This is a genomic window from Mycobacterium sp. (assembly GCF_052143115.1).
Lineage (GTDB): Bacteria > Actinomycetota > Actinomycetes > Mycobacteriales > Mycobacteriaceae > Mycobacterium.
Genome location: NZ_JBKQTQ010000170.1, coordinates 19,223 through 40,092, shown reverse-complemented (window position 1 = coordinate 40,092; position 20,870 = coordinate 19,223). Strand labels below are relative to the sequence as shown.

The window sequence follows — 20,870 nt, the reverse complement described above, 5'->3', positions numbered from 1 at the left end:
TAGCTAGCTGTAATGACCTGACAGGTTAGGTACGCGAGTGGCGGGTGGTTGGCCGCCGAGTGCGGTGTGGCCGCGGTGATGATTGTAGGTGTGTAGCCAGATCGGGAATTGCTCGCAGCGTTCGGTGTCGCTGCGGTAGAGCCGGGCGTAGGCCCATTCGTCGGCCAACGTGCGGTGGAACCTCTCCACTTTGCCGTTTGTCTGTGGCCGGTATGGTCTGGTCCGCCGGTGTTCGACGACGCCCAAAGCTTCAGCGAATGCTCCTGAGCGGTAGCAGGATCCGTTGTCGGTTAACACATTTCGCACTGTGATGCCGCATTCAGCGAACCACGCGTTAGCGCGTAACCAGAACGCGGCGGCAGTGTCTTTGCGTTGGTCGGTCAACAGTTCGCTGTAGGCCAGCCGGGAGTGTCCATCAACAGCGGTGTGCAAGAAGTGGTGGCCGTGCAGCGGGTAATGACGCTTGCTCTTGACCCCGCTGCTTTTGTCGGCGCGCGAGTTATGGTTGCCCGTGGTGCGGCCCAGCATTCGCCAGCCACCGCCGGCTGGGATCTTGCCGAGCTTTTTGATGTCGACATGGACCATGTCCCCGCACCGGGCGGGCTCCATACGGCGGATGACTCGTCCGGTGGGGCGGTCCAGCCAGCGCAGTTGGGCCATTCCGTATCGGGTTAACACCCGATGCACGGTGGAGGGATGCAGTCCCAGCAGGTAGCCGATTCGGGCTGGCCCCCAACGGCGCAAGACACGGACTTTGATGATGCGCCGCTCCGTGCGTGTCGGCGTCTGACCTGGGCTGCGATGCGGCCGCGAGCTGCAATCGGCCATCCCCGCGTCTCCCAGCGTTCGATACCGGGCAGCCCAGCGGGCCGCCGTGGTCACCGAAACCTGGAACCGCTCAGCGGGTCTGCGCAGCGACCAACCATCTTCGACGACACATCGAGCCAGCCTCAGACGACCGGTTTCTGACAACGGGGCATTACGGTGGACCATGAAGACCTCCAGTCTGAGTGCGTTTCCTAGACAGCTCGCACTTCACTCGGAGGTCTTCGTCATGTCACCACGCCACGCCGTCACCAACGTCCGTGGTCATTACAGCTAGCGATGTATCACATCGTCGTAGCGCTTGCGGTCGTCGCACACTTCGCTTTCCTTTGCTACCTGGTCGTCGGCGGGTTCGTCGCGTTGCGTTGGCGTCGTACCATCTGGCTGCACGTACCGGCGGTGCTGTGGGGGATCGCGATCACCACCGCGCACCTCGACTGTCCGTTGACCTGGTTGGAGCGTTGGAGCCGTGCGGAAGCAGGGATGCCGCCGCTACCACCGGACGGCTTCATCGCCCACTACATCACCGGCGTGCTCTACCCCGCCAGCTGGGCCGGCATCGTGCCGGTTGCGACGTTTGCGCTGATAGCGGTGTCCTGGGCGCTGTATGGGTGGCGTGGTTGGCGCCGCGGCGAAGCGACGCATCCGGTCGAGCGACCACTCAGCGCCAGCGACGAGCTTTGACCCCTCCGCGGGCGGCGAGTTCGGTGCCGCGCTCGCGGGCCGTTTCGGCCAGTTCGGTACCGCGTTCGCGGGCCGTTTCGGCCAGTTCGGTACCGCGTTCCCGCGCGGTCTCAGCCAGCTCGGTCCCGCGTTCCCGCACCGTGTCCGCCAGCTGGGCCCCGCGCTTACGTGCGCGCTTGCGTGCGGCGTCCACGTAGGGTGCACTCTTTTCGCCAGCCGTGCTGGCCAGTTCGACGCCGCGTTTGCGGGCGGCCTCCACCAGCGGTTCGCTCTTTTCCACGGCCGTGCTGGCCAGTTCGCGGCCGCGCTCGGCTCCCACTTGCAGGCCGTGCGCGATTCTTTCGGCGAATTCAGAGTCGAGCACGGAGCCGTCGGACCCGTCCAGCGGCAGTGCATGGGCGACCGCCTCCGAGATCCGGCCTGCCGCTTGCCGACCACGCCATCCCAATGACGGCTTGCCAGCTGTGTCAGCAGACGCGATGATCAGCCCGCCCAGCAGGCTCAGGTCGGTGAGTAGGTCGCGACGTTTCTGCGCTTTACGTTCTGGGTCGTCCTCATTCCAAAACAGGTGTGCGCCAAGGCTGCCCGGTACCACAGTGAAAGCCAGCGCCGCTGAGGCGATCCGCGGCAACTTTCCGGTGGCGAGCAAGAGGCCACCCCCGACTTGGACAGCGGCGTTTATCCGTGCCGCGGTCTCGGGATCCGACGGAATCTTGCCGCCGATGGGTTCTGGCAGGGTCCGTAGTGCCGCCACGGTGGGCTCCGCCGCATCGACGGTGACCTTGGGATTTCGCAATGTCTCGACACCCTGGCCGATGAATACCGCGGACAACAAAGGACGAGCGATTCTGCGGATCAACATGACAGCTGTGTTCCCGGGTTGGCAGGAGTGCAAACCGGCCTGCAAACCGGCGGTCACTGGGTCGGTGGCGGTGCTGAATGGCGCACCCACAGCGGAAACGCCACCCAGAAAGAGAGCTGAGCCGTCACCGCGGAAACCCCGGCAATGGCGCCTGCCGTCGCGCCGGCCACCGCGCCGAAAATGATCACGCTTACCCCGGTAAGAGCCACACCCATCAGCAATAGCCCGGCGTAAGCGAACCGATCCGCTGCGGAGACCAAGAACTGGATGCGATGCTGACGAAACAACAAGCGGTGCATCCCGACTGGAGCTTCCAACAGCACATAGACCACCCGCATCGTCGTGTCCAGCACGTCAAACCGCTGCTGGAACGGCAGCGTCAACAAGAAGCCGGTCAGCAGTTGGACGCCGGTCTGAACCACACGCAACTCTTGCAGCAGGCTGATCCAATTCCGGTCTAATCGTTGGGCTTCAGTCTCGGAGCGCGACGCGGTATCCCAGCCTTGGTCGCGTTCAGGGTGATCGACGACGTCCATGGGCGTGATCATGCCAGCCGGCAGCCATTGTGACCGCCAGTTATTGCATCGGCCGCCCTAACAGCAGTCGCGCCGAGGTTTCCAGCCGGTCGGCGATCTGCGTATAGGAGGCATATCCCATACCTGCGCGGACCAGGGCTCCCGCGTAAAGGAGCTCCAGCAATTCGACGATGTCGGGAGTACAGTCCGGGCCCAGGGCAGTGACCAGACGTTGATGGATTTCGCGGCCAATGCGCAGCCGCAGATGCTTGACCTCAGGATCCTTACCCAGCAACGCGTTGGTCACTGCGCCGGCGAGTTCGGGTTCATCGGCCACCAACAGGGCGATGTGGCGCAGGACCGTGATCACGCGGACGATCGGGTCCGGCGAGTCGGTAGCGGGAACCGGGCTGGACGCCAACCGCCGCCAGAAAACTTCGGCAACGAGGTGTTCCTTCGAGGAGAAGTATGTGTAGGCTGTCGCCGCGCCGACGCCAGCCTCGGCGGCGACCATGCGAATCGTCAAGCCGGAAAAGCCTTCTCGGTTAAGTACCTCCACGGCGGCATGGCCCAGCCGGTCAACGGTGTCGGCTTGCTTAGCAGTCAACCGCCGTCTGGTCGATTCCCGAGCTACCGGGTTGGACACGTGTCCGGACACTACTACAACGTGGTATGTGCGGCAACCGTGGATGTGCTGTGCGGAACTGCCTAACGTGGCGACTGTTACGGTTCAGGTGATGACGTTCTCTCCGGATCCGACCACTGCCGGCGAGCGGACCGTTCATCTATTCGAACTGGCCGATCGGGTCACCGGATTCATGCCCGCCGACGAGGGCCGGGCGCTCTATGACGCGGCGCTGAGCTACTTCGATCACGGTGTGGGCGTAGAGATTGGCACGTATTGCGGCAAGTCCACCGTGCTGTTGGGTGCGGCGGCGCTCGCCCGCGGCAGTGTTCTCTACACCGTCGACCATCACCACGGTTCCGAAGAGCACCAGCCCGGGTGGGAGTACCACGACACATCGTTGGTCGACGAAGCCACCGGACGTTTCGACACCTTGCCGGCCTTGCGGCGCACGCTCGACGACGCCGGCCTCGACGACAACGTCGTGGCGGTGGTGGGCAAATCGACCGTGGTGGCCAGCGGTTGGCGTACGCCGTTGCAGCTGTTGTTCATCGACGGTGGCCACAGCGAAGCCGCGGCCCATCAAGACTTCGACGGATGGGCGAAGTGGGTGAGTCCCGGAGGCGCACTGATCATCCACGACGTCTTCCCCGACCCGCGTGACGGCGGCCAGGCGCCCTATCAGATCTATTGCCGCGCCGTGCACAGCGGCGCGTTCGTGGAGCGATCCGTCACCGGGTCAATGCGCCTGCTGGAGCGGGTATCCGGAGAGGCCGGGGTCGTTGCGCCCGGCGACGATGCGAGCCAAGATGGTGTGGGGGTCCCCCCGCTTGCGGGGGAGAGCCGGGCAATCAGCCCTAGCGATCCGATGGGCTGACCACACACTCGCAGTCGTAATCGCCTTCCAGCCCGCGCGGCAGATCGGTGCCACGGAAGATGCCGTTGCCGGCGGTAGTGCAGGAGAGCGCGTCGGCGGCGAGAATCGCGGCGGCGCCGGTCCAGGTGGTTCGCTCTACGGGCCAGCGCTTTCCGTCGCTGAACACCAATCCGGTCCAATAGGAGCCGTCGTCCTCACGCAAGTGCTGCATGGCCGCAAACTGCCGCAGCGCCGCCTGCCGATTGCCCATGGCATCGAGTGCCAGCACCAACTCGCACGTCTCCGCGCCGGTCACCCACGGCCGGTCGTCGACGCACCGGATGCCCAGGCCGTCGACAACGAAATCGCCCCACCGGTCGGCGATTCGGGCGGTCGCGGCGGGACCGCGAAGCGCACCACCGAGGATCGGGTAGTACCAGTCCATCGAGTGGTGCGGCTTCTCGGTGAACGCCGACGGGTGGGCAGTGATCGCATGGCCCAGCCGGCCGAGCGCGAGCTCCCATTCCGGTTGCGGCTCCTCGACATAATTGGCCAGGGCCAGTGCACAGCGAATGCTGTGGAAGATACTGGCGCACGCGGTCAGCAGCGCCTCCATGACCGGTCCAGAAGGACCACGCGCCCAACAAATTTCGCCGCCTTCGAGCTGCAACTCCAACACGAAATCGATCGCGGCCCGCACCGTCGGCCACATCGCGATGGCAAAGGCGTGATCACCGGTGATCAGTACGTGGTGCCAGACTCCGACCGCGACATAAGCGCAGAAGTTGCTGTCGCTGTTGGCATCCTCGATGACGCCGGCGCGAAATTGGATCGGCCAGGAGCCATCCGCACGCTGCTGGCGCCGACACCAGTCGAAAGCATGTCGTGCCGGGTCAAACAGGCCCGCAGCGGTGAGCGCCATCGCGCATTCCACATGGTCCCAAGGATCGGTGTGCCCGCCGTCCGACCACGGGATCGCCCCGGACGGCTCTTGGACCGCGGCAATCGATTCCGCCGTCCGTCGGCACTGTGCAGCAGAGAAGACGCCAGCGACGCCCGGTGCCTTATACCAGTTCAACGGCCGGTACCGGTTTCTCGAAGTACAACGCGACACTCTTGCCGATCAGCGGGTTGAGTGTTGATTCGGCCAGCCGGGTAAACCGGGGCCGCTGCATCATGTCCCAAACCAACATCTTGTGATAGGCAGCGACAGCAGGATGCTCTGAATTGTTCACGCCTACTAAGCATTTCAGCCACCAAAATGGCGCGTGCAGAGCATGTGCGTGGTGGGCGTGAGTAAACGTCATTCCGCGCCCGGCGATCTTGGCGCGCAGCCGGTTTGCCCGGTAGATGCGGATGTGGCCGCCCTCGTTGCTGTGGTAGTCGTCGGAGAGTAGCCAGCACAATCGTTCGGGTAACCATCTGGGTACGGTGACGGCCAGCCTGCCGCCGACCTTGAGCACGCGAATCAGCTCGTCGATCGCGTTGTTGTCGGCCGGGACGTGCTCCAGGATCTCCGAAGCGATCACGCAATCGAAGGTTCGATCGGGGTAGGGCAATGCCAGCGCGTCACCGACGACGGTCTCGGCTCGAGCTGCCGGCGGCACCTCACCAGAATCGGCCATGGCGCGAAACATGGTGTCGACGTTGGTGAGCTCGGTCGCGTCCTGATCGAACGCGACCACATCGGCACCCCGGCGATAAGCCTCGAAGCTGTGCCGGCCCGCTCCGCATCCCACGTCGATGACCTTGGTGCCCTGACCGATACCGAGGTGGTCGAAGTCGACCGTCAGCACGGCTCGCCCACTGCTTGTGCCGAATCCCGAACCGACAGCTGCCGGCTGATCGCGCGTTCGTAGACCCGGGCGGTCTGCGCAGCGACCGATTCCCAGCTGTATACCTCGACGGCCCGGCGGCGACCGGCGATGCCGAGTCGGTGTAATTGGTCGGGGGAGACCAGCAGCTCGGCCAACACCCGGATCAGCTCGGCGGCGTCGCCCGGCCGCACCAGCCTGGCGCACTCGTCGTCGGGTCCGAGCACCTCGGGTAGTGCGCCGGCACGGCTGGCGACAATTGGCGTGCCGCTGGCCATCGCCTCGACTGCGGGAAGTGAAAAGCCTTCGTAAAGTGAAGGGATACAGGCGATTTCAGCGGAAGCAAACAATTGTGCCAACGCGGCGTCGGAGAGTCCGCTGGAGATGTGGACGATATCGGAGATGCCGAGTTCGGCGATCAGCTTTTCGGTGGGACCGTTGGGTTCGAGCTTGGCCACAAGCTGCAGTTCCAGGTCGTGTTCGGTCCGGAGCTTGGCCACCGCTTGCAGCAGATGCCCGACGCCCTTGAGCGGTCGGTCGGCGCTGGCGATCGCGATGATGCGACCAGGAATTCGCGGCTGTGTCGATGGTGCGAACAAGTCGGTGTCGACACCCAGCGGCACCACGTGAAGCTGGTCTGGGTGGACGCCGAAGTCCGCGGTGATGTCGGTGGCCGACGACGACGAGACGGTCAGCAAATCCGGAATGCTGCGAGCGACCCGTTCTTGCATCTCCAAAAAGCCATACCACCTGCGTACCAGCGGTTTACGCCACCATCGTGCCGCAGCGAGATCCAGTACCCGGTCACGTGTGATCGGATGGTGTACGGTCGCCACCACCGGCAGGCCGGTCGCCGCGATTTTGAGCAGGCCTACGCCCAGGCTCTGATTGTCGTGCACCACATCGAAGTCGCGCCGCCGTCCGGCGAGCAAGCGGGCGGCACGCAGACTGAAGGTCCGCGGCTCCGGGAAGCCGGCGGTCCACACGGCGGCCAGCTCGCGCAGATCGATGCGGTCGCGGATTTCACGGGGGTGCGGGATACGGAAGGGGTCGGGTTCCCGATACATGTCGAGGCTGGGTACCTCGGTCAGCACCACCTGGGGGTCGAGACCTTGGGGATAGGGCTGGCCAGAGAACACCTCGACGTGGTGTCCCAGTTCGACGAGGCCGCGGCTGAGGTGCCGCACGTAAACCCCTTGGCCGCCGCAGTGCGGCTTGCTGCGATAGGACAGCAGCGCAATCCGCATAGTCACGCCCATTCCGGTCTGGTGGTGCCAACAGGTGTCACGGGAAAGCGTTCAAACGGGACGTCGGCGAACTGCCTGGACACGTGTCTGGACTATAGTTTGACTATCTAGGTGATGCAACGCACACCGGCTTGACGTTGATTTGGCCGATCCTACCGAGGCGAACGGCTGCGCTGACGCGGGCGCTGCACCGTGACGCAGATCAAACGCGATTTGTGACGCACGTCATTGCGGAAGTCGCCGATGTTAGGGCAGCCTAACCTTCCACTGTACCCTGAAGCAGCTGGAGTGGCCGATGCCCGACAACTCAACTGGCCTGGAATTCGCCTACGACCTGACCCTAGACGAAGTGCGGCGGCGCACCGCCGTGCTGGAGGCCATCGGTGCGGACTGGGATCCGATTCGCGCGCTGGCCGAAGAGGAGCAGGCATACGCCATGCTCTACTCGAATCTCGATGCCGAGCAGCAGCGTGTCTACGACAACCTGGTCAGCGCAGGGGTGTTGCCGGAGCGGGCGGCGGATCATGCTTCCGATTGACCCGGACGCGGACAAGAGCCGTCGCGCCTGGCTGGCCTGCCCGCGCTGCGATCATGGCGCCGCGTGTGGCGATTGCCGCAGTGGCCGCAACTGCCATAACCATTGGCAATACCTGCTGAGCAACAGTGCGGCGGTCGTGCATCTGCAGTGCCCAACCTGCGCGCACCTGTGGTCACTGGACACCAGCGCAGCGCGTCTCGGCCACCGCCACGCCGCATAAGGTTCGCACCCACCGGCGATACGGTGGGTGTCATGCGCGCGTTGATCGTCGTCGACGTACAGAATGACTTTTGCGAGGGCGGCGCGCTGCCCGTGACCGGCGGCGCCGCCTTGGCGGGCGCAATCAGTGGCTATCTGACTGCCGGCGCCGACTACCGCCACGTGGTGGCCACCCAGGATTTCCATATCGATCCCGGTGATCATTTCTCCGACCGGCCCGATTACTCGTCATCGTGGCCGCCGCATTGCCTCGCCGGGAGCGCCGGCGCGCAATTTCATCCCGATCTCGAGACCGACCGGTTCGACGCCGTCTTTCGCAAGGGCGCCTACGACGCGGGTTACAGCGGGTTTGGCGGAGTCGACGAGTCCGGCACACCGCTCGCCGATTGGCTGGCCCAACACGATGTTGACCAGGTCGACGTGGTGGGCATCGCCACCGACCACTGTGTGCGTCGGACCGCCGAGGACGCCGCGCAGGCGGGCTTGGCCACTCGGGTGCTGCTGGATCTGACAGCAGGCGTGAGGGAGGAGTCCACCGCCGCGGCGATCAAAGCCTTGCAATCCTCGGGTGTCGCGATAGTGCCCAGCGCATGACCGGCCGAGCGGAGTCGGCACTGCTGGCGGCGGTGGAGCGATCGCCCGAGGCGGCGGCGGCGCACGACCGCGCGGGTTGGGTGGGGCTGTTCACGGCGGACGGTCGTATCGAAGACCCGGTGGGCTCGCGGCCCCACACGGGACACGCGGAGATCGGCCGCTTCTACGACACCTTCATCGGGCCGCGTGACATAACCTTTGATCGCGATCTCGACGTCGTCCACGGCCCGGCCGTCGTCCGCGATCTTGATCTCGAGGTGGTGATGGGTTCGGCGGTCACCATGGCCATTCCGGCGTTTCTGCGATACGACCTGCGCGAGGTCAACGGCGAATGGAAGATCGCGACGCTCCGCGCTTACTGGGAGCTGCCGAGCATGATGCTGCAATTCCTGCGTAACGGCGCATCCGCCATGCCGGCCACCATCCAACTGTCGCAAGGGCTCATCCGCAATCAGCGGTTGCGCGGCACTGCTGGTTTCGCAGCCGGCTTTCGTCGCGTCGGTTCCCGCCGCAAGCAGTTGGTGGAAAGCTTCGTGAACGCGGTTGGCAGAGGAGATCGGCTTGCCGCGCAGCGAGCGCTGTCATCCGATGCCACAATGACTTTCGGCGACGACGATGTCGCAGACATCGCCGACCTTGTGGCGCTGTGCCCCGGCGCCCGCGCGCCCAAGCTCATCGCCGCGGGCTCCACCGTCACCGCTTCGATCACGTCGACGCAGGGACGTGGCGTCATGTTCGCCGACGTTGCCCGGCGCCGCAATGAAATCCGCCGGATCCGCTACTTCGCGGACTGGCCGAACCGGGCTATGCCTTCGTGATGGTGAACTGGCCCACTTGGCTGATGCCGCGTCGGAAAAAGTCCGAGCATCCGGTCAAATAGTGCATATAGCGCTCGTACACCTCGACCGACGTCGCGGCGACAGCCTCTTCGCGATGGGCCTTCAATTCGAGTGCCCACGTGTCGAGAGTCCGGACGTAGTGCTCGTCCAAGTATTGAGTGTCCGTCACCGACAACCCTGCGCTCGCGGATAAATTGACGATGTCCTCATCGCTCGGCACTCCACCACCCGGGAAAATCTCCTTCGCGATGAACCGCATGAACTTCATGTCGGTGATGGTGATCGGTATGCCCATCTCCGGCCAGCGCTTCAAGGGGTGACCACAGATCGTCTGCAATACCATCCGGCCGCCGCTGGGCAGCGAGCGAAACACCGTCTCAAAAAATGCAGCGTATCGCTCCTTCGGGAACGCCTCGAACGCCTCGATGCTGACGATGCGGTCGACGGGCTCGTCGAATTGCTCCCAGCCGCGCAGGAACACTCTGCACGAACGATCGGTGTCGATCTCTTCGAAGAGGCGCTGGCAGCAGATTGCCTGGTTCTCACTCAGCGTCAGGCCGATGACGTTGACGTCGTAGTTCTCGATCGCGCGCTTCATCAGCGCGCCCCAACCGCAACCTATGTCGAGCAGGGTCATGCCGGGTTGCAAGTCGAGCTTGCCGAGCGCGAGATCGAGCTTGGCCATCTGCGCTTCTGCAAGCGTCATGTCGTCGCGCCGATAGAACGCGCAGCTGTACGTCCGCGATGGATCCTGGAACACACCGAAGAAATCATCGGAGAGGTCGTAGTGCGCCTGAACTTCCTCGAAAAGGGGCCGCATCGCCGCCGAGCCGCTCTTAGCATCCGCCATCGCAATTGCCCTCTTCCTCACGAAATTGCTCAGCGTTATTTGACCATAGTCCAACGTCTCAGGTCATCTCGGCGAACGGACCCGGCGTCATATTCGCCGACGTCGCCAGGCATTGCAACAAAAATCCGCCGCATCCGCTACTTTGCCGCCAGCAGCCGATGAAATACAACACCAGGCCGGTGGCGGCTGCGATCCCGATCACCGGCAAGCCAAGACCGACAAGAAGCCCGAGAGCTCCGGCGAGTTTCAGAGTGCCCAGCGTTGGTAGCCACGAACGCGGCACGTGCACCTTGGCCGAGTTCGCCAACACGAAGCCGGCGGGGATGAAGTCAGCTATCCCCACTGCTGCGTTGATGATCGCGGTGATCACCGTGATAACAACGTATAGGCTCATGACGTTGGTCTCCTTCTTTACCGGGAGCGTTCGTCGGACGTGGTCATCTCCTTGACGGTTTTCGCCTGGGAAAGGTGACCATGAGAACGATCGAAGATCTCGCCCAGCGGTTCGACAGCGATCGGCGGCACCTGAAGTCGGTGGCGTTCCACTTGCTCGGCTCGGTGGCTGACGCCGAGGACGCGGTGCAGTCCGCCTGGCTGAAAGCCAGTCGCGCGGATCACGGCATGATCGAGAACCTGACGGGCTGGTTCACGACGATCACCGCCCGCGAGGCCGTCGACCAGTTACGGGCTCGCAAACGGCGAGCAGAGCAGCCGCTCGGGGGCCTCGATCAGCTCGAGCCCGCCGCAGTGGCCACATCCGCGGGTGCGGACGAAGATGCCCTGCTCACCGATCCGGTCAGCCGGGCACTGCTGGTGGTCCTTGACCGGCTGTCGCCGGCACAACGTGTCGCCTTTGTCCTGCACGACGTGTTTGCGCTGCCCTTCGACACGATCGGCGAATTGTTGAGTCGATCGCCGGAGGCCGCCAAGAAGCTGGCAAGCCGGGCCCGCCGTCGACTCCACGCCGGTGGGTCTGCGGAGCCCACGCGGACCGCTGAACACCTCAAAATCGTCGAAGCATTCCTGGACGCGTCGGGCGGCGGTGATATTCGGATGCTGCTGGATCTGCTGGCTCCCGAGGTGGTACGCAAGGTGGACGGCGACCTGGTGCCAGACGATGTGCCGACCGAGCTTCGCGGCGCCAAGGAGGTCGCCGAGGAAACCCGACGGTTCGCTTTGCGCGCACGGGCCGGAGTCGTAGTGCTCGTCAACGGCGTCCCCGGTATTGCCATCGCGCCAGCGGGGCACGTGGAGGCGTTGCTGCAGATCGGCATTGACGAGGGCCGCATACACACCATCGACATCGTCGGCGATGCTGATCGATTGACAAGTGCGGTCCTCACGCTGCCACAGTGACGACACCCAGGAACACTACGAAAGAACCACCCAACGCTCACTAGCCGGAGATACGCCACGAAGAACAGCCTCATCTGCGATAAGTCCATTAGTCGGCGGACGCTGTTACGGGGCGCCGGCGCGCTTGGCGCTGCGTCGCTGGCGCTGTGGCCGACCGGCTGTGGTTCTGACGACGACGCACTGACGTTCTTCTTCGCCGCCAACCCTGAAGAGGCGGATGCCCGGCTGCGGGTTGTCGACGCCTTTCAGCGCAGGCATCCCGACATCAAGGTTCGGGCGCTGTTGTCCGGACCGGACCCCCTGCAGCACATGTCGATCTATTGCGCGGGCGGGAAATGTCCCGACGTGCTGATGGCGTGGGACTTGACCTACGCCGGATTGGCCCAACGGGGTGTGCTGATGGACCTCAACACCCTGTTGGCCCACGATAAGGCTTTCGCAGCCGAGTTGAGGACTAACAGCATCTCACCGCTATACGAGACGTTCACGTTCGACGGCGGGCAGTATGCCTTTCCCGAGCAGTGGTCCGGAAACTTCTTGTTCTACAACAAGCAGTTGTTCGACGACGCGGGGGTGCGCCCGCCGCCCGGGCGATGGGAGCAGCCCTGGAGTTTCAGTGAGTTCCTCGACACTGCCAAGGCGCTCACCAAACGCGGCCGATCGGGGAGAGTCAGCCAATGGGGATACGTCGACAGCTGGGTCGCGTCGTACTCCGCCGGGCTATTCGGCATGAACAACGGAGTCCCATGGTCGACCCCTCGGCTGAACCCGACGCATTTCAATTTCGATAACGACGTGTTCCTGGAAGGCGTCCAGTTCTACGCCGACCTGGCCAACAAACACAAAGTCGCCCCCACCGCGTCGGAGACGCAGTCGATGTCCACGATGGATCTTTTCTCCTCGGGCCGGGCCGCGATGGCGCAAGGTGGACATTGGCGATATCAAACGGTTGACCGGGCCAAAGGCCTCGATTTCGATGTCACCGTGCTGCCGACCGGTCCGAACGGGCGCGCCGCGCGCTCGAACATCGGCACAACGGGGCTCGCCATTGCCGCGAGCAGTCGCCGCAAGCAGCAGGCGTGGGAGTTCGTGAAGTTCGCCACCGGCCCGGTCGGACAGGAAGTGATTGGTGAAACGGGACTGTTCGTTCCGGCGCTGCGGTCCGCGATCGAGTCGGCCGGATTCGCCAAGGCCCACAGCAGGATCGGCAATCTCGCCGTGCTGACCGGCGGGCCTGCCCATTCCGAGGGCATGCCTATCACCCCGGAGTGGACAAAGATCGTCGCATTGATGGACCGCAACATCGGCTCCGTTCTGCGTGGCTCACGGCCGGCGACATCGTTGGCGGGCGGATTGTCACACGCGGTCGACGAGGTGCTTCGTAACGAATGACCCCGATCGATGAATCTGCCGCCGCGGTGACCCGGCGTCGCCGGTTTTCCAAAGGACGCGCCCGAGCCGGGCGGATGTTCGTCGCACCCAACATGGCAGCGGTCGCCGTATTCATGCTGTTCCCGCTCGGATTTTCGCTCTACATGAGCTTGCAGAAGTGGGATCTGTTCAGACCCGCCAAGTTTGTCGGTCTAGCCAACTACCGAAGTCTCTTTGGCGGCGATCCACTGTTCGTGATCGCGTTGCGCAACACGGTGGTTTACACCGTCGGGACCGTCGTCCCCACGATCCTCATCAGTCTCGCCGTGGCCGGTGTACTCAACCGGAAAATCAAGGGAATCAGTATCTTTAGGACGGTTATCTTTCTGCCCCTGGCCGTATCGTCGGTGGTGATGGCCGTCGTCTGGCAGTTCGTCTTCAACACAAACAACGGTCTGCTCAACATCATGCTGGGCTGGATCGGTATCGGCCCAATTCCATGGCTGGTTGACCCAAAATGGGCCATGAGCGCGTTGTGCATGGTCAGCGTGTGGCGAAGCGTGCCATTCGCGACCGTGATCCTGCTCGCTGCCATGCAGGGTGTACCGGACAACCTCTATGAGGCGGCAAGACTCGACGGTGCAGGAGAACTACGGCAGTTTGTCTCGATCACCGTGCCGCTGATTCGCAGCGCCGTTTCTTTCGTGGTGGTCATCTCGATCATCCACGCATTTCAGGCGTTTGACCTCGTCTATGTGCTCACTGGACGCAACGGTGGACCGGAGACCGCGACGTATGTCCTTGGCATCATGCTGTTCCAGCACGCCTTTGCCTTCTTGGAGTTCGGATATGCGTCCGCTTTGGCGTGGGTAATGTTCGCCATCCTGCTGGTATTGACCGTGCTGCAGTTACGGCTCGGGCGACGTCGGGCCGCGTTGGAGGAACGATCGTGGGCCTAGCCGAGCGAGTGATCAAGCCCAGCATTGTCCGTGCCGTCGTGGTGTATACCGCGCTGACCGGTATCGCCTGCTGCGCACTTTTCCCGATCCTTTGGGCGGTATCGGGATCCCTGAAAGATGAGGGTGAGGTAACCACGCCGACGCTGTTTCCGTCACATCCACAGTGGTCGAACTACCGTGAGGTGTTCGCTGTGATGCCCTATTGGCGAATGTTTTTCAACTCTGTGCTGTATGCCGGGTGCGTCAGCGTCGGCCAGGTGTTCTTTTGCTCACTTGCCGGATATGCGTTTGCACGGCTGCGGTTTCGGGGCCGTGACACGTTGTTCGTCCTATATCTTGCCACGCTGATGGTTCCGCTGACGGTTACCGTGATCCCGCAGTTCATTCTGATGCGCATCGCCGGGCTGACCGACACACCGTGGGCGATGATCGTGCCTGGATTGTTCGGCAGTGCGTTCGGCACCTACCTCATGCGCCAGTTTTTCCGGACCTTGCCGGCAGAGCTCGAGGAAGCGGCGATCCTCGACGGCTGCTCGCCATGGCAGATCTATTGGCGCATCCTGCTTCCGCATGCAAAGCCGGCGGTGATGGTGCTGGCGGTACTCACCTGGGTGAACGTGTGGAACGATTTCCTGTGGCCGCTGTTGATGATTCAGCGTCGAAGCATCGCCACGCTCACTCTTGGTTTGGTACGGATGCAGGGCGAATACGTTGCCAGATGGCCTGTGCTGATGGCCGCATCCATACTCATCCTGGTGCCGCTGCTTCTGGTCTACATAGTTGCGCAGCGCGCTTTCATCCGTGGCATCGCGGTCACCGGGCTTGGCGGGTGAAACTTTCATGGCATCGGTAATTTTCGAGCAAGCCACACGGCACTACCGCGGCACGGCGCGACCCGCAGTCGATCATCTGGATCTGAGCGTCGATGACGGCGAATTCGTGGTGCTGGTCGGTCCGTCCGGATGCGGCAAAACCACGTCGCTGCGGATGATCGCCGGGTTGGAGATGGTGGATTCCGGCACTATCCGTATCGGCACGCGAGACGTCACCTACGACGACCCCAAAGACCGGGATGTGGCCATGGTCTTCCAGAACTATGCCTTGTACCCGCATATGACCGTGGCGCAGAACATGGGGTTCGCGTTGAAGATCGATCGAATCACGAAAGTCGAGATCCGCGAACGGATTTTGGACGCGGCGCGGCTACTCGACTTGGAGCCGTACCTGGGTCGCAAGCCCAAGGATCTGTCCGGTGGACAACGCCAGCGGGTGGCGATGGGGCGCGCGATAGTGCGGCGACCGCAAGTGTTTTTGATGGACGAACCGCTGTCCAACCTGGACGCGAAACTGCGGGTGCAGACCCGCAATCAGATCGCCGGATTGCAGCGGCGACTGGGCACCACAACCATCTACGTCACCCACGACCAGGTCGAGGCGATGACGATGGGCGACCGCGTCGCGGTCTTGCGTGATGGTGTGCTGCAACAGTGCGCAGCGCCCAGGGAGCTCTACCGAAGTCCGGTCAACATGTTTGTCGCGGAGTTCATCGGCTCGCCTGCGATGAACCTTTTCACCCTTCCCGTCATCAACCACTGCCTTTCATTGGGTGATTGGCCGATCCAACTGCCGCGCGAGATCACCGATACCACAGGAGAAATCGTCGTCGGCATCCGCCCTGAACATTTCGAAATCGGCTCCAGCGGGGTCGAAATGCAGATCGACGTTGTCGAAGAACTCGGCGCGGACGCCTACCTGTATGGCCGAGTCGCAAGGCCCGACAACACATTCGGCCAGGCAATCGTCGCGCGCACCGACGGCCACGACCCGCCGCCGCGGGCCAGCCGCGTGCGCCTGCATCCACACCCGGAACATCTGCATTTCTTCGGCGTCGACGGTCGCCGGTTGCCCTAAGCGGAGGGAAGTGGAACGTCCGTTCGGCGACGATGCGGGACGCAACGCGTCCCGAGGAGGAGCCGAACAATCAGTCTGTGCCGAATGTCTCGTCGAGCCAATCGTAGACGCGCGCAAAGGCCAGCCGGTGGGCGCCGACCTGACAGTGGGCGCCGGCTCCCTCAGCCTCGGTGAACCGAATCATTGCCTTCGGACACGCGAGGCGCTCGTAGAGTGCCTCAGGCTGGCCCTTGAAGAACATGTCGCCTTCGGCATCCAGGACTAGCGTCGGACACGAAATCGCTTCGGCGACACCGTCGCGCAAGTGGTACTTGAGGATCTCGGCAAGAACGGCGCGTGGGGTGGATACGCCAAATACAAACATCCCGTGCTCGATCTCCCAGGCGGCCGTTGTCGAGGTCTTGACGTATTCGGCGAGCAACCGATCCATCTCCGGAGCCTCGTCAGCGGTGAGCGCGGCCACGGCGGCTTCCAGCTGGTCGGACGGAAAGATTGCCAGCACGGCCGCGCCGAAATCGTAGAGACCGTCGTTGGAGATGAGCGCGGAGATCCGCTTCTCGAATGCAGTCGCCCGGTCGGTGAATGGATCGGCGTGCAGGGCGACTCACATTGGGCCTCAGACGGAGTCGCCGTCGGCACGGCCACGCTTTTCGACCAGGCCGGTGCGTTCGGAACTGGCATGACAACCGCCGTCAGCAATCCGGTGGCTCAAATCGATTTCACCAACGACCCGTTCCCGCTGCGGATCGCGTAGTCCTTAAGGCTGTGAGGTGCCCCGCGAAACGCCGGGAGTGAACGTGACCGGCAGCTCGCCCAGCCCGGTCATGCTCGGGTTGCCGAGGTATTCGTGGACACCGCCGAGGTCGACCTGGTAATCGGGAATTCGGTCGAGAACCGCCCTCACCATCACCTCGGACATCAGGCGGGCGAGATGAGATCCGATACAACGATGCGGTCCGAGTCCGAATGCGACGTGGCGGTTGGGCGCACGGTCCAGCACGATTTGGTCGGGTCGCTCGAATTGCTGTTCATCGTGATTGGCGGCCAGCCAGCTGATGATGACCCGGTCATTGCGCCGAAGGCGCTGCCCGCCAAGGACGACGTCGCGAGTCACAGTGCGGCTCAGTTGCTGGTTGACCGAGAAGTAGCGCAGAAATTCATCTGTCGCTGTGCGGTGCAGCTCGGGGTGCTCGATGAGCTGTCGCCGCAACTCGTGATGGGTGCCGAGGTGCAGCAGGGTCAGCGCGGTCTGTGATGTCGTGGTGTCGACGCCGCCGGCGATGAGGTTCCACAGAATGTTGAGCAGCTGTGCGTCGTCGAGCCGCTTGCCGTCGAATTCGAATTGAATGAGGAAGCTGGTCAAGTCGTCGCGGGCCTCGGCTCTTCTGACCGCAGCGAACTCCAGAACGCCCTCCATCATGGCGGGGACTTGGGCGATGGCTTTGGCGTACTCGGGGCTGTCCTGCGGGATGGCCATGACGGAGTGGAAGAGGTTGGCGTAAAGGTGCCAATTCTCGTAGGGCAGACCCATCAACTTCATGGTGAGGATCGCCGGAACCGGACTGGCATAGTCGAGCACGAGGTCCATGCGCCCGTCGCCGATCCGTTGATCGAGGAACCAGTGCGCCCATTGCTCCATGAAAGGGCGCATCTTCTGCACAGCGCCCGGCGAGAAGAATGGCGCCAGGGCGTGCCGTAACGCTTGGTGGTAAGGACCGTCGACTTCGCCGATGCCCAAGGCCGGTTGGCCTTCGGGACGTGGCACACCCATCTCGCCCTGGTAGTCAACGCCGTCGGCGGCATCTGGCTCGTATTTGTGTGCGAACGTCTCGCCGTCCCGCGCGGTTTGGCTTACCGCGTGGTAGCTGGTGAGGAACCAGAATCCGCCGTAATTCTCATTCCAGGCGACCGGACACTGTTGGCGTAGCTCGGCGTTGATCGCCAATTCGTTGAGGTTGAACTCGTCGCAATGGTGATCGAAATCCACCACCACGTCGGCGTCGACGTCGGGACGCATACCCATCGAACCCTCCAACGCGAGTTTGCGAAATCAGTCTGCGCTATCTTTGCAAGTTTAGTCGTTTCGATATGAGACAGTTCGCCGCCAGTCGAAGAGGCCGGCGCCGGAGGACGCTCGACCGGCTGCAGGAGGCTGTAATGGTCAGTCACCGAATCGTTTTCAACCACGTGGGGCTGTGTGTCACGGATACCACGCGGTCGCGCAGCTTCTACGAGGGCCTGCTCGGATTCGAGTTTTGGTGGGAACTCGATCCGCCCGACGAGGGCACCGACCAACTTCTGCAGCTGGACAAACCGATCGGATTGCATGCGACATATCTCGTCCGGGACGGCTTGGTGCTCGAGCTTCTCGACTATTCGCAGCGCACTGTTCACCTGGGGTCGAATCGTGTCATGGACGAAGCGGGGCTCACCCATCTGTCGCTATCGGTATCCGATCTCGGCGAGGTGTTGGCGACGGTCCACAGTTTTGGCGGATCGGTGGTCGAGGGCACGGTCTCCGAGCAATCGGCGATGATCCGCGACCCGGACGGCCAGTTGCTGGAACTGCTCTCGGATTCCTGGCTCGCGGTCCTGCCACCGCGCCCGTAGTTCGTGGCATGTGGATGAGCATCACCATCGTGGAGATGTCACGATCACTGCATGGTGCCTGCAACTGATCCAGTCCACACCGAACCGGATCCACATATTGTGCTGGGTCTCGTCGGCGACCCGGGAGCGGCTTTTTCCCTGGCCCGTGAGCTCGCCGATGGAGGGCTGGATTCTGAGCTCGACCAGCGGTTACCTGGAGCCCGCTGGTGCATCGAGGTAATGGAGGGCCGGCTGGTCCAGCCGCCGGCCACCGACGCCGAGATAGTGAAGGCCGCGCGGAAAACGTTGCTCGATAAAGGGTGGGACGTGGTGGTTTGTCTGACGGATCTTCCGTTGCACGTTGAACAACGTCTGGTCGTGGCCCACGCTAATCCGGTGCGCAACGTGGCGATTGTGTCGGTGCCCGCGCTGGGTGCAATGGGGGCGCGTCACCGGATTCGCGAGGTGATCGGGCGCCTGCTAGTGCGGCTGATCGGATCTGCTGAGGAGCGCGGTGCCGACGCGCAGCGCGCTGGCCGACGGTCACGACGGGTGACCGTGCAACGGGTGCGTGAACTGGGCAGCGACCCGGCCGATGAAGCCTTTTTCTATACCGCCCGGGTGCTGACCGGCAATCTGACGTTGATCAGCGGGATGGTGGCGGCCAACGAGCCGTGGCGGTTGTCACTGCGACTCTCGCGTGCGCTGACCGGCGCGGTGGCCGCCGGAGTATTCGGGTTAGTGACGGCGGATATCTGGCGGCTCTCCGACGCTTATGGGTGGGACCGGCTCGCCGGTATGGCGCTGGTATCGGTCGGCGCGACCGTCGCGACCCTGATTATCGGGGCCGAGCTTTGGGAGCCGATCGTCAATCGCGCAGTGCGGAAGCAGGTGATTCTGTTCAACGTCGCGACCACCCTCACTGTGTTGATCGGCGTGACCGTGCTGTATGCCGTGCTGTATATGTTGGCGGTGATCGCCGCGTATTGGTTCGTGATGCAGCCGATCTGGCACAAAGAGGTCGGTCATTGGGCTTCGCCTCGCGATTACTTCGAATTAGCTTGGCTGACTTCCTCCTTGGCAATGATCGGTGGCGCCTTGGGTGCGGCGCTGGAATCCGACGAGGCGGTGCGAGCCGCGGCCTACGTCCAGCACTCCGACGAAGAAGACGAGATCGAAGAGACGCCGTGACTCAGACCGCAGTGATGCAGAGCATTTCGTCGAGGCTGGCGGTGCGCGGTCCGGCGGCAGCCGCGCGTCGCGCCAGTTCGGCGATCGGGTCGGGGTCGGTGCCGCGCACACCGCCGGCTTGGTCCAGTCGTGCGGTTTCGAACATCGCTGGGCCGTTTGCGATTACGTCGGTGAGCAGGTAACGGCCAGCATCGGGGGTTCGACGTACCATCTGCTCGGCGGCGCCGCTACCGGTGAGCTTGACCGCATCGGCGAAGTTGATGCCCACCTGGAACACCTGCGGTTCGGTTTCGAGAACCGCGGTCAGCCGGGTGATGAAATTCTCCGGGGCAAAAAACCGCCAGCCTTGGCCCAGATGCAGCCAACCGGTGGATGCGCCTTGGGCGCGGCGCTGGAACCCTAGGTCGTGTTCAGCGCGACGGCGGCGCGGATGAGCGCCTTCAAGGCCTTTTTGTTAATCGTGTCGCCCTCATGGATATCGATGGCACGCCTGGTGTTGCCGTCCAGGCTGGAGTTGAACAGGCCTGACGGGTCATCCAACGACGCGCCTTTGGCGAAGGTCATCTTTACCACGTTCTTGTACGTCTCACCGGTGCAGATCATTCCGGCGTGATACCACACCGGGACGCCTCTCCACTTCCACTCCTCGACCACATCGGGGTCGGCCTCCTTGATCAGCCTTCTGATGTGGGCGAGCGTCTCGCCTCGCCAATCACCCAACTCTTTGATCCTGGCATCGATCAGCTGCGGGGGAGAGTCCCCTCCTTTTTCTGCCTTCGCGCCGCTATTTGCCTTCGTCATGGTTGGTATCGCTTTCTTTTCTGGCCACTTCTTCCGTGTCTCATCCGGTTCATACCAATTGAGCTGATCTCGCGGTCAGCATCGACCCCATCTGGCCGATCCGCCGTGAGGTGCATCAGCCCCTGGCAGCGGCGATTGCATTGCCAGCTAGCGTAGTTCGGCGGACGATGCCTAGGCGCGTAGGGGCGCTTCGCGGTGACGACTCTTAAGAGTTGAAACGGGTC

General features: G+C 63.2%; 24 protein-coding genes and 2 pseudogenes. 13 read left to right on the top strand and 13 right to left on the bottom strand.

Translation table 11 applies throughout. The features are described 5' to 3' along the window. Positions 1 to 3: 3 nt before the first annotated feature. Entirely contained in the window at positions 4 to 993 is a 990-nt protein-coding gene (locus ACLQI9_RS17340) for an IS481 family transposase (RefSeq protein WP_442383345.1), read from the bottom strand. Between the two features lie 111 nt (positions 994 to 1,104). Here ACLQI9_RS17340 and ACLQI9_RS17335 point away from each other — a divergent pair, with 111 nt between their 5' ends. Beyond that, complete coding sequence (locus ACLQI9_RS17335; protein ID WP_442383347.1) at positions 1,105 to 1,509, top strand: DUF2784 domain-containing protein; 405 nt, start codon at positions 1,105 to 1,107, stop codon at positions 1,507 to 1,509. On the opposite strand, the gene ACLQI9_RS17330 is transcribed toward ACLQI9_RS17335, so the two are convergent. From ACLQI9_RS17330 to ACLQI9_RS17320, 3 genes are read right to left on the bottom strand one after another with little or no spacing between them, the layout of a single operon-like run. After that, positions 1,487 to 2,371 (bottom strand): DoxX family membrane protein, encoded by an 885-nt coding sequence (locus tag ACLQI9_RS17330; protein WP_442383349.1) that lies wholly within the window; start codon positions 2,369 to 2,371, stop codon positions 1,487 to 1,489. The genes ACLQI9_RS17335 and ACLQI9_RS17330 overlap by 23 nt on opposite strands. A gap of 53 nt (positions 2,372 to 2,424) precedes the next feature. Continuing rightward, a complete protein-coding gene (locus tag ACLQI9_RS17325) occupies positions 2,425 to 2,907 on the bottom strand; it encodes a DUF6328 family protein (protein ID WP_442383351.1) in 483 nt (160 codons plus the stop codon). Between the two features lie 40 nt (positions 2,908 to 2,947). Beyond that, complete coding sequence (locus ACLQI9_RS17320) at positions 2,948 to 3,532, bottom strand: TetR/AcrR family transcriptional regulator (protein ID WP_442383409.1); 585 nt, start codon at positions 3,530 to 3,532, stop codon at positions 2,948 to 2,950. A gap of 91 nt (positions 3,533 to 3,623) precedes the next feature. Between ACLQI9_RS17320 and ACLQI9_RS17315 the strand changes: the two are divergent. Further along, a pseudogene (locus tag ACLQI9_RS17315) lies at positions 3,624 to 4,289 on the top strand (class I SAM-dependent methyltransferase); the annotation flags it as partial. 79 nt (positions 4,290 to 4,368) lie between these two features. Here ACLQI9_RS17315 and ACLQI9_RS17310 read toward each other — a convergent pair. The 3 genes from ACLQI9_RS17310 to ACLQI9_RS17300 are packed head-to-tail and all read right to left on the bottom strand — an operon-like array spanning position 4,369 to position 7,428. Continuing rightward, complete coding sequence (locus tag ACLQI9_RS17310) at positions 4,369 to 5,445, bottom strand: prenyltransferase (protein WP_442383353.1); 1,077 nt, start codon at positions 5,443 to 5,445, stop codon at positions 4,369 to 4,371. Continuing rightward, complete coding sequence (locus ACLQI9_RS17305; protein ID WP_442383355.1) at positions 5,432 to 6,163, bottom strand: class I SAM-dependent methyltransferase; 732 nt, start codon at positions 6,161 to 6,163, stop codon at positions 5,432 to 5,434. The genes ACLQI9_RS17310 and ACLQI9_RS17305 overlap by 14 nt, the downstream gene beginning before the upstream one ends. After that, on the bottom strand, positions 6,157 to 7,428 hold the full coding sequence (locus ACLQI9_RS17300) for a glycosyltransferase family 4 protein (RefSeq protein ID WP_442383357.1): 1,272 nt from the start codon (positions 7,426 to 7,428) through the stop codon (positions 6,157 to 6,159). Before ACLQI9_RS17300 ends, ACLQI9_RS17305 begins: the two co-directional genes overlap by 7 nt. 295 nt (positions 7,429 to 7,723) lie before the next feature. On the opposite strand from ACLQI9_RS17300, the gene ACLQI9_RS17295 reads away from it, so the two are divergent. The 3 genes from ACLQI9_RS17295 to ACLQI9_RS17285 all read left to right on the top strand — a co-directional run bounded on the left by ACLQI9_RS17295 (position 7,724) and on the right by ACLQI9_RS17285 (position 9,597). Continuing rightward, positions 7,724 to 7,966 (top strand): DUF6400 family protein, encoded by a 243-nt coding sequence (locus tag ACLQI9_RS17295; RefSeq protein WP_442383359.1) that lies wholly within the window; start codon positions 7,724 to 7,726, stop codon positions 7,964 to 7,966. Positions 7,967 to 8,218: 252 nt separating this feature from the next. Further along, positions 8,219 to 8,779 carry an isochorismatase family protein gene (locus ACLQI9_RS17290; protein ID WP_442383361.1) on the top strand — a complete coding sequence of 187 codons (561 nt, stop codon included), beginning with the start codon at positions 8,219 to 8,221 and terminating at the stop codon, positions 8,777 to 8,779. Further along, on the top strand, positions 8,776 to 9,597 hold the full coding sequence (locus tag ACLQI9_RS17285) for a nuclear transport factor 2 family protein (RefSeq protein WP_442383363.1): 822 nt from the start codon (positions 8,776 to 8,778) through the stop codon (positions 9,595 to 9,597). The genes ACLQI9_RS17290 and ACLQI9_RS17285 overlap by 4 nt, the downstream gene beginning before the upstream one ends. Here ACLQI9_RS17285 and ACLQI9_RS17280 read toward each other — a convergent pair. Then, positions 9,584 to 10,468: a cyclopropane mycolic acid synthase family methyltransferase gene (locus ACLQI9_RS17280; RefSeq protein WP_442383411.1), complete on the bottom strand. Its 885-nt coding sequence runs from the start codon at positions 10,466 to 10,468 to the stop codon at positions 9,584 to 9,586. The genes ACLQI9_RS17285 and ACLQI9_RS17280 overlap by 14 nt on opposite strands. Positions 10,469 to 10,526: 58 nt before the next feature. After that, the gene (locus ACLQI9_RS17275) at positions 10,527 to 10,862 is read right to left on the bottom strand and encodes a DoxX family protein (RefSeq protein WP_442383365.1); all 336 of its coding nucleotides are present in this window, start codon (positions 10,860 to 10,862) and stop codon (positions 10,527 to 10,529) included. An 80-nt stretch (positions 10,863 to 10,942) separates the two neighbouring features. Between ACLQI9_RS17275 and ACLQI9_RS17270 the strand changes: the two genes are divergently transcribed. The 5 genes from ACLQI9_RS17270 (at position 10,943) to ACLQI9_RS17250 (ending at position 16,065) form a co-directional block, all read left to right on the top strand. After that, positions 10,943 to 11,824: a sigma-70 family RNA polymerase sigma factor gene (locus ACLQI9_RS17270; RefSeq protein ID WP_442383367.1), complete on the top strand. Its 882-nt coding sequence runs from the start codon at positions 10,943 to 10,945 to the stop codon at positions 11,822 to 11,824. A 72-nt stretch (positions 11,825 to 11,896) separates the two neighbouring features. Then, positions 11,897 to 13,216 carry an ABC transporter substrate-binding protein gene (locus ACLQI9_RS17265; RefSeq protein WP_442383413.1) on the top strand — a complete coding sequence of 440 codons (1,320 nt, stop codon included), beginning with the start codon at positions 11,897 to 11,899 and terminating at the stop codon, positions 13,214 to 13,216. A gap of 26 nt (positions 13,217 to 13,242) precedes the next feature. After that, positions 13,243 to 14,154 carry a carbohydrate ABC transporter permease gene (locus ACLQI9_RS17260; RefSeq protein ID WP_442383415.1) on the top strand — a complete coding sequence of 304 codons (912 nt, stop codon included), beginning with the start codon at positions 13,243 to 13,245 and terminating at the stop codon, positions 14,152 to 14,154. Beyond that, on the top strand, positions 14,145 to 14,987 hold the full coding sequence (locus ACLQI9_RS17255) for a carbohydrate ABC transporter permease (protein ID WP_442383369.1): 843 nt from the start codon (positions 14,145 to 14,147) through the stop codon (positions 14,985 to 14,987). The genes ACLQI9_RS17260 and ACLQI9_RS17255 overlap by 10 nt, the downstream gene beginning before the upstream one ends. A 7-nt stretch (positions 14,988 to 14,994) precedes the next feature. Continuing rightward, positions 14,995 to 16,065: an ABC transporter ATP-binding protein gene (locus tag ACLQI9_RS17250; protein ID WP_442383371.1), complete on the top strand. Its 1,071-nt coding sequence runs from the start codon at positions 14,995 to 14,997 to the stop codon at positions 16,063 to 16,065. A 70-nt stretch (positions 16,066 to 16,135) separates the two neighbouring features. On the opposite strand, the gene ACLQI9_RS17245 is transcribed toward ACLQI9_RS17250, so the two are convergent. Then, the gene (locus ACLQI9_RS17245) at positions 16,136 to 16,567 is read right to left on the bottom strand and encodes a hypothetical protein (protein ID WP_442383419.1); all 432 of its coding nucleotides are present in this window, start codon (positions 16,565 to 16,567) and stop codon (positions 16,136 to 16,138) included. A 27-nt stretch (positions 16,568 to 16,594) separates the two neighbouring features. On the opposite strand from ACLQI9_RS17245, the pseudogene ACLQI9_RS17240 reads away from it, so the two are divergent. Further along, positions 16,595 to 16,819, top strand: a pseudogene (locus tag ACLQI9_RS17240) (thioesterase family protein); the annotation flags it as partial. 3 nt (positions 16,820 to 16,822) lie between these two features. Here ACLQI9_RS17240 and ACLQI9_RS17235 read toward each other — a convergent pair. Beyond that, complete coding sequence (locus ACLQI9_RS17235) at positions 16,823 to 18,088, bottom strand: cytochrome P450 (RefSeq protein WP_442383373.1); 1,266 nt, start codon at positions 18,086 to 18,088, stop codon at positions 16,823 to 16,825. 134 nt (positions 18,089 to 18,222) lie between these two features. On the opposite strand from ACLQI9_RS17235, the gene ACLQI9_RS17230 reads away from it, so the two are divergent. Both ACLQI9_RS17230 and ACLQI9_RS17225 read left to right on the top strand, forming a co-directional pair. Next, positions 18,223 to 18,675, top strand: coding sequence for a VOC family protein (locus tag ACLQI9_RS17230; RefSeq protein ID WP_442383375.1), 453 nt, complete (start codon positions 18,223 to 18,225; stop codon positions 18,673 to 18,675). Positions 18,676 to 18,726: 51 nt separating this feature from the next. Beyond that, positions 18,727 to 19,845, top strand: a complete 1,119-nt coding sequence (locus ACLQI9_RS17225; protein ID WP_442383377.1) for a hypothetical protein — start codon at positions 18,727 to 18,729, stop codon at positions 19,843 to 19,845. Between the two features lies 1 nt (position 19,846). On the opposite strand, the gene ACLQI9_RS17220 is transcribed toward ACLQI9_RS17225, so the two are convergent. Next, a complete protein-coding gene (locus ACLQI9_RS17220; protein WP_442383379.1) occupies positions 19,847 to 20,113 on the bottom strand; it encodes a hypothetical protein in 267 nt (88 codons plus the stop codon). 131 nt (positions 20,114 to 20,244) lie between these two features. Continuing rightward, the gene (locus tag ACLQI9_RS17215) at positions 20,245 to 20,646 is read right to left on the bottom strand and encodes a DUF1801 domain-containing protein (RefSeq protein WP_442383381.1); all 402 of its coding nucleotides are present in this window, start codon (positions 20,644 to 20,646) and stop codon (positions 20,245 to 20,247) included. Positions 20,647 to 20,870: the final 224 nt, after the last annotated feature.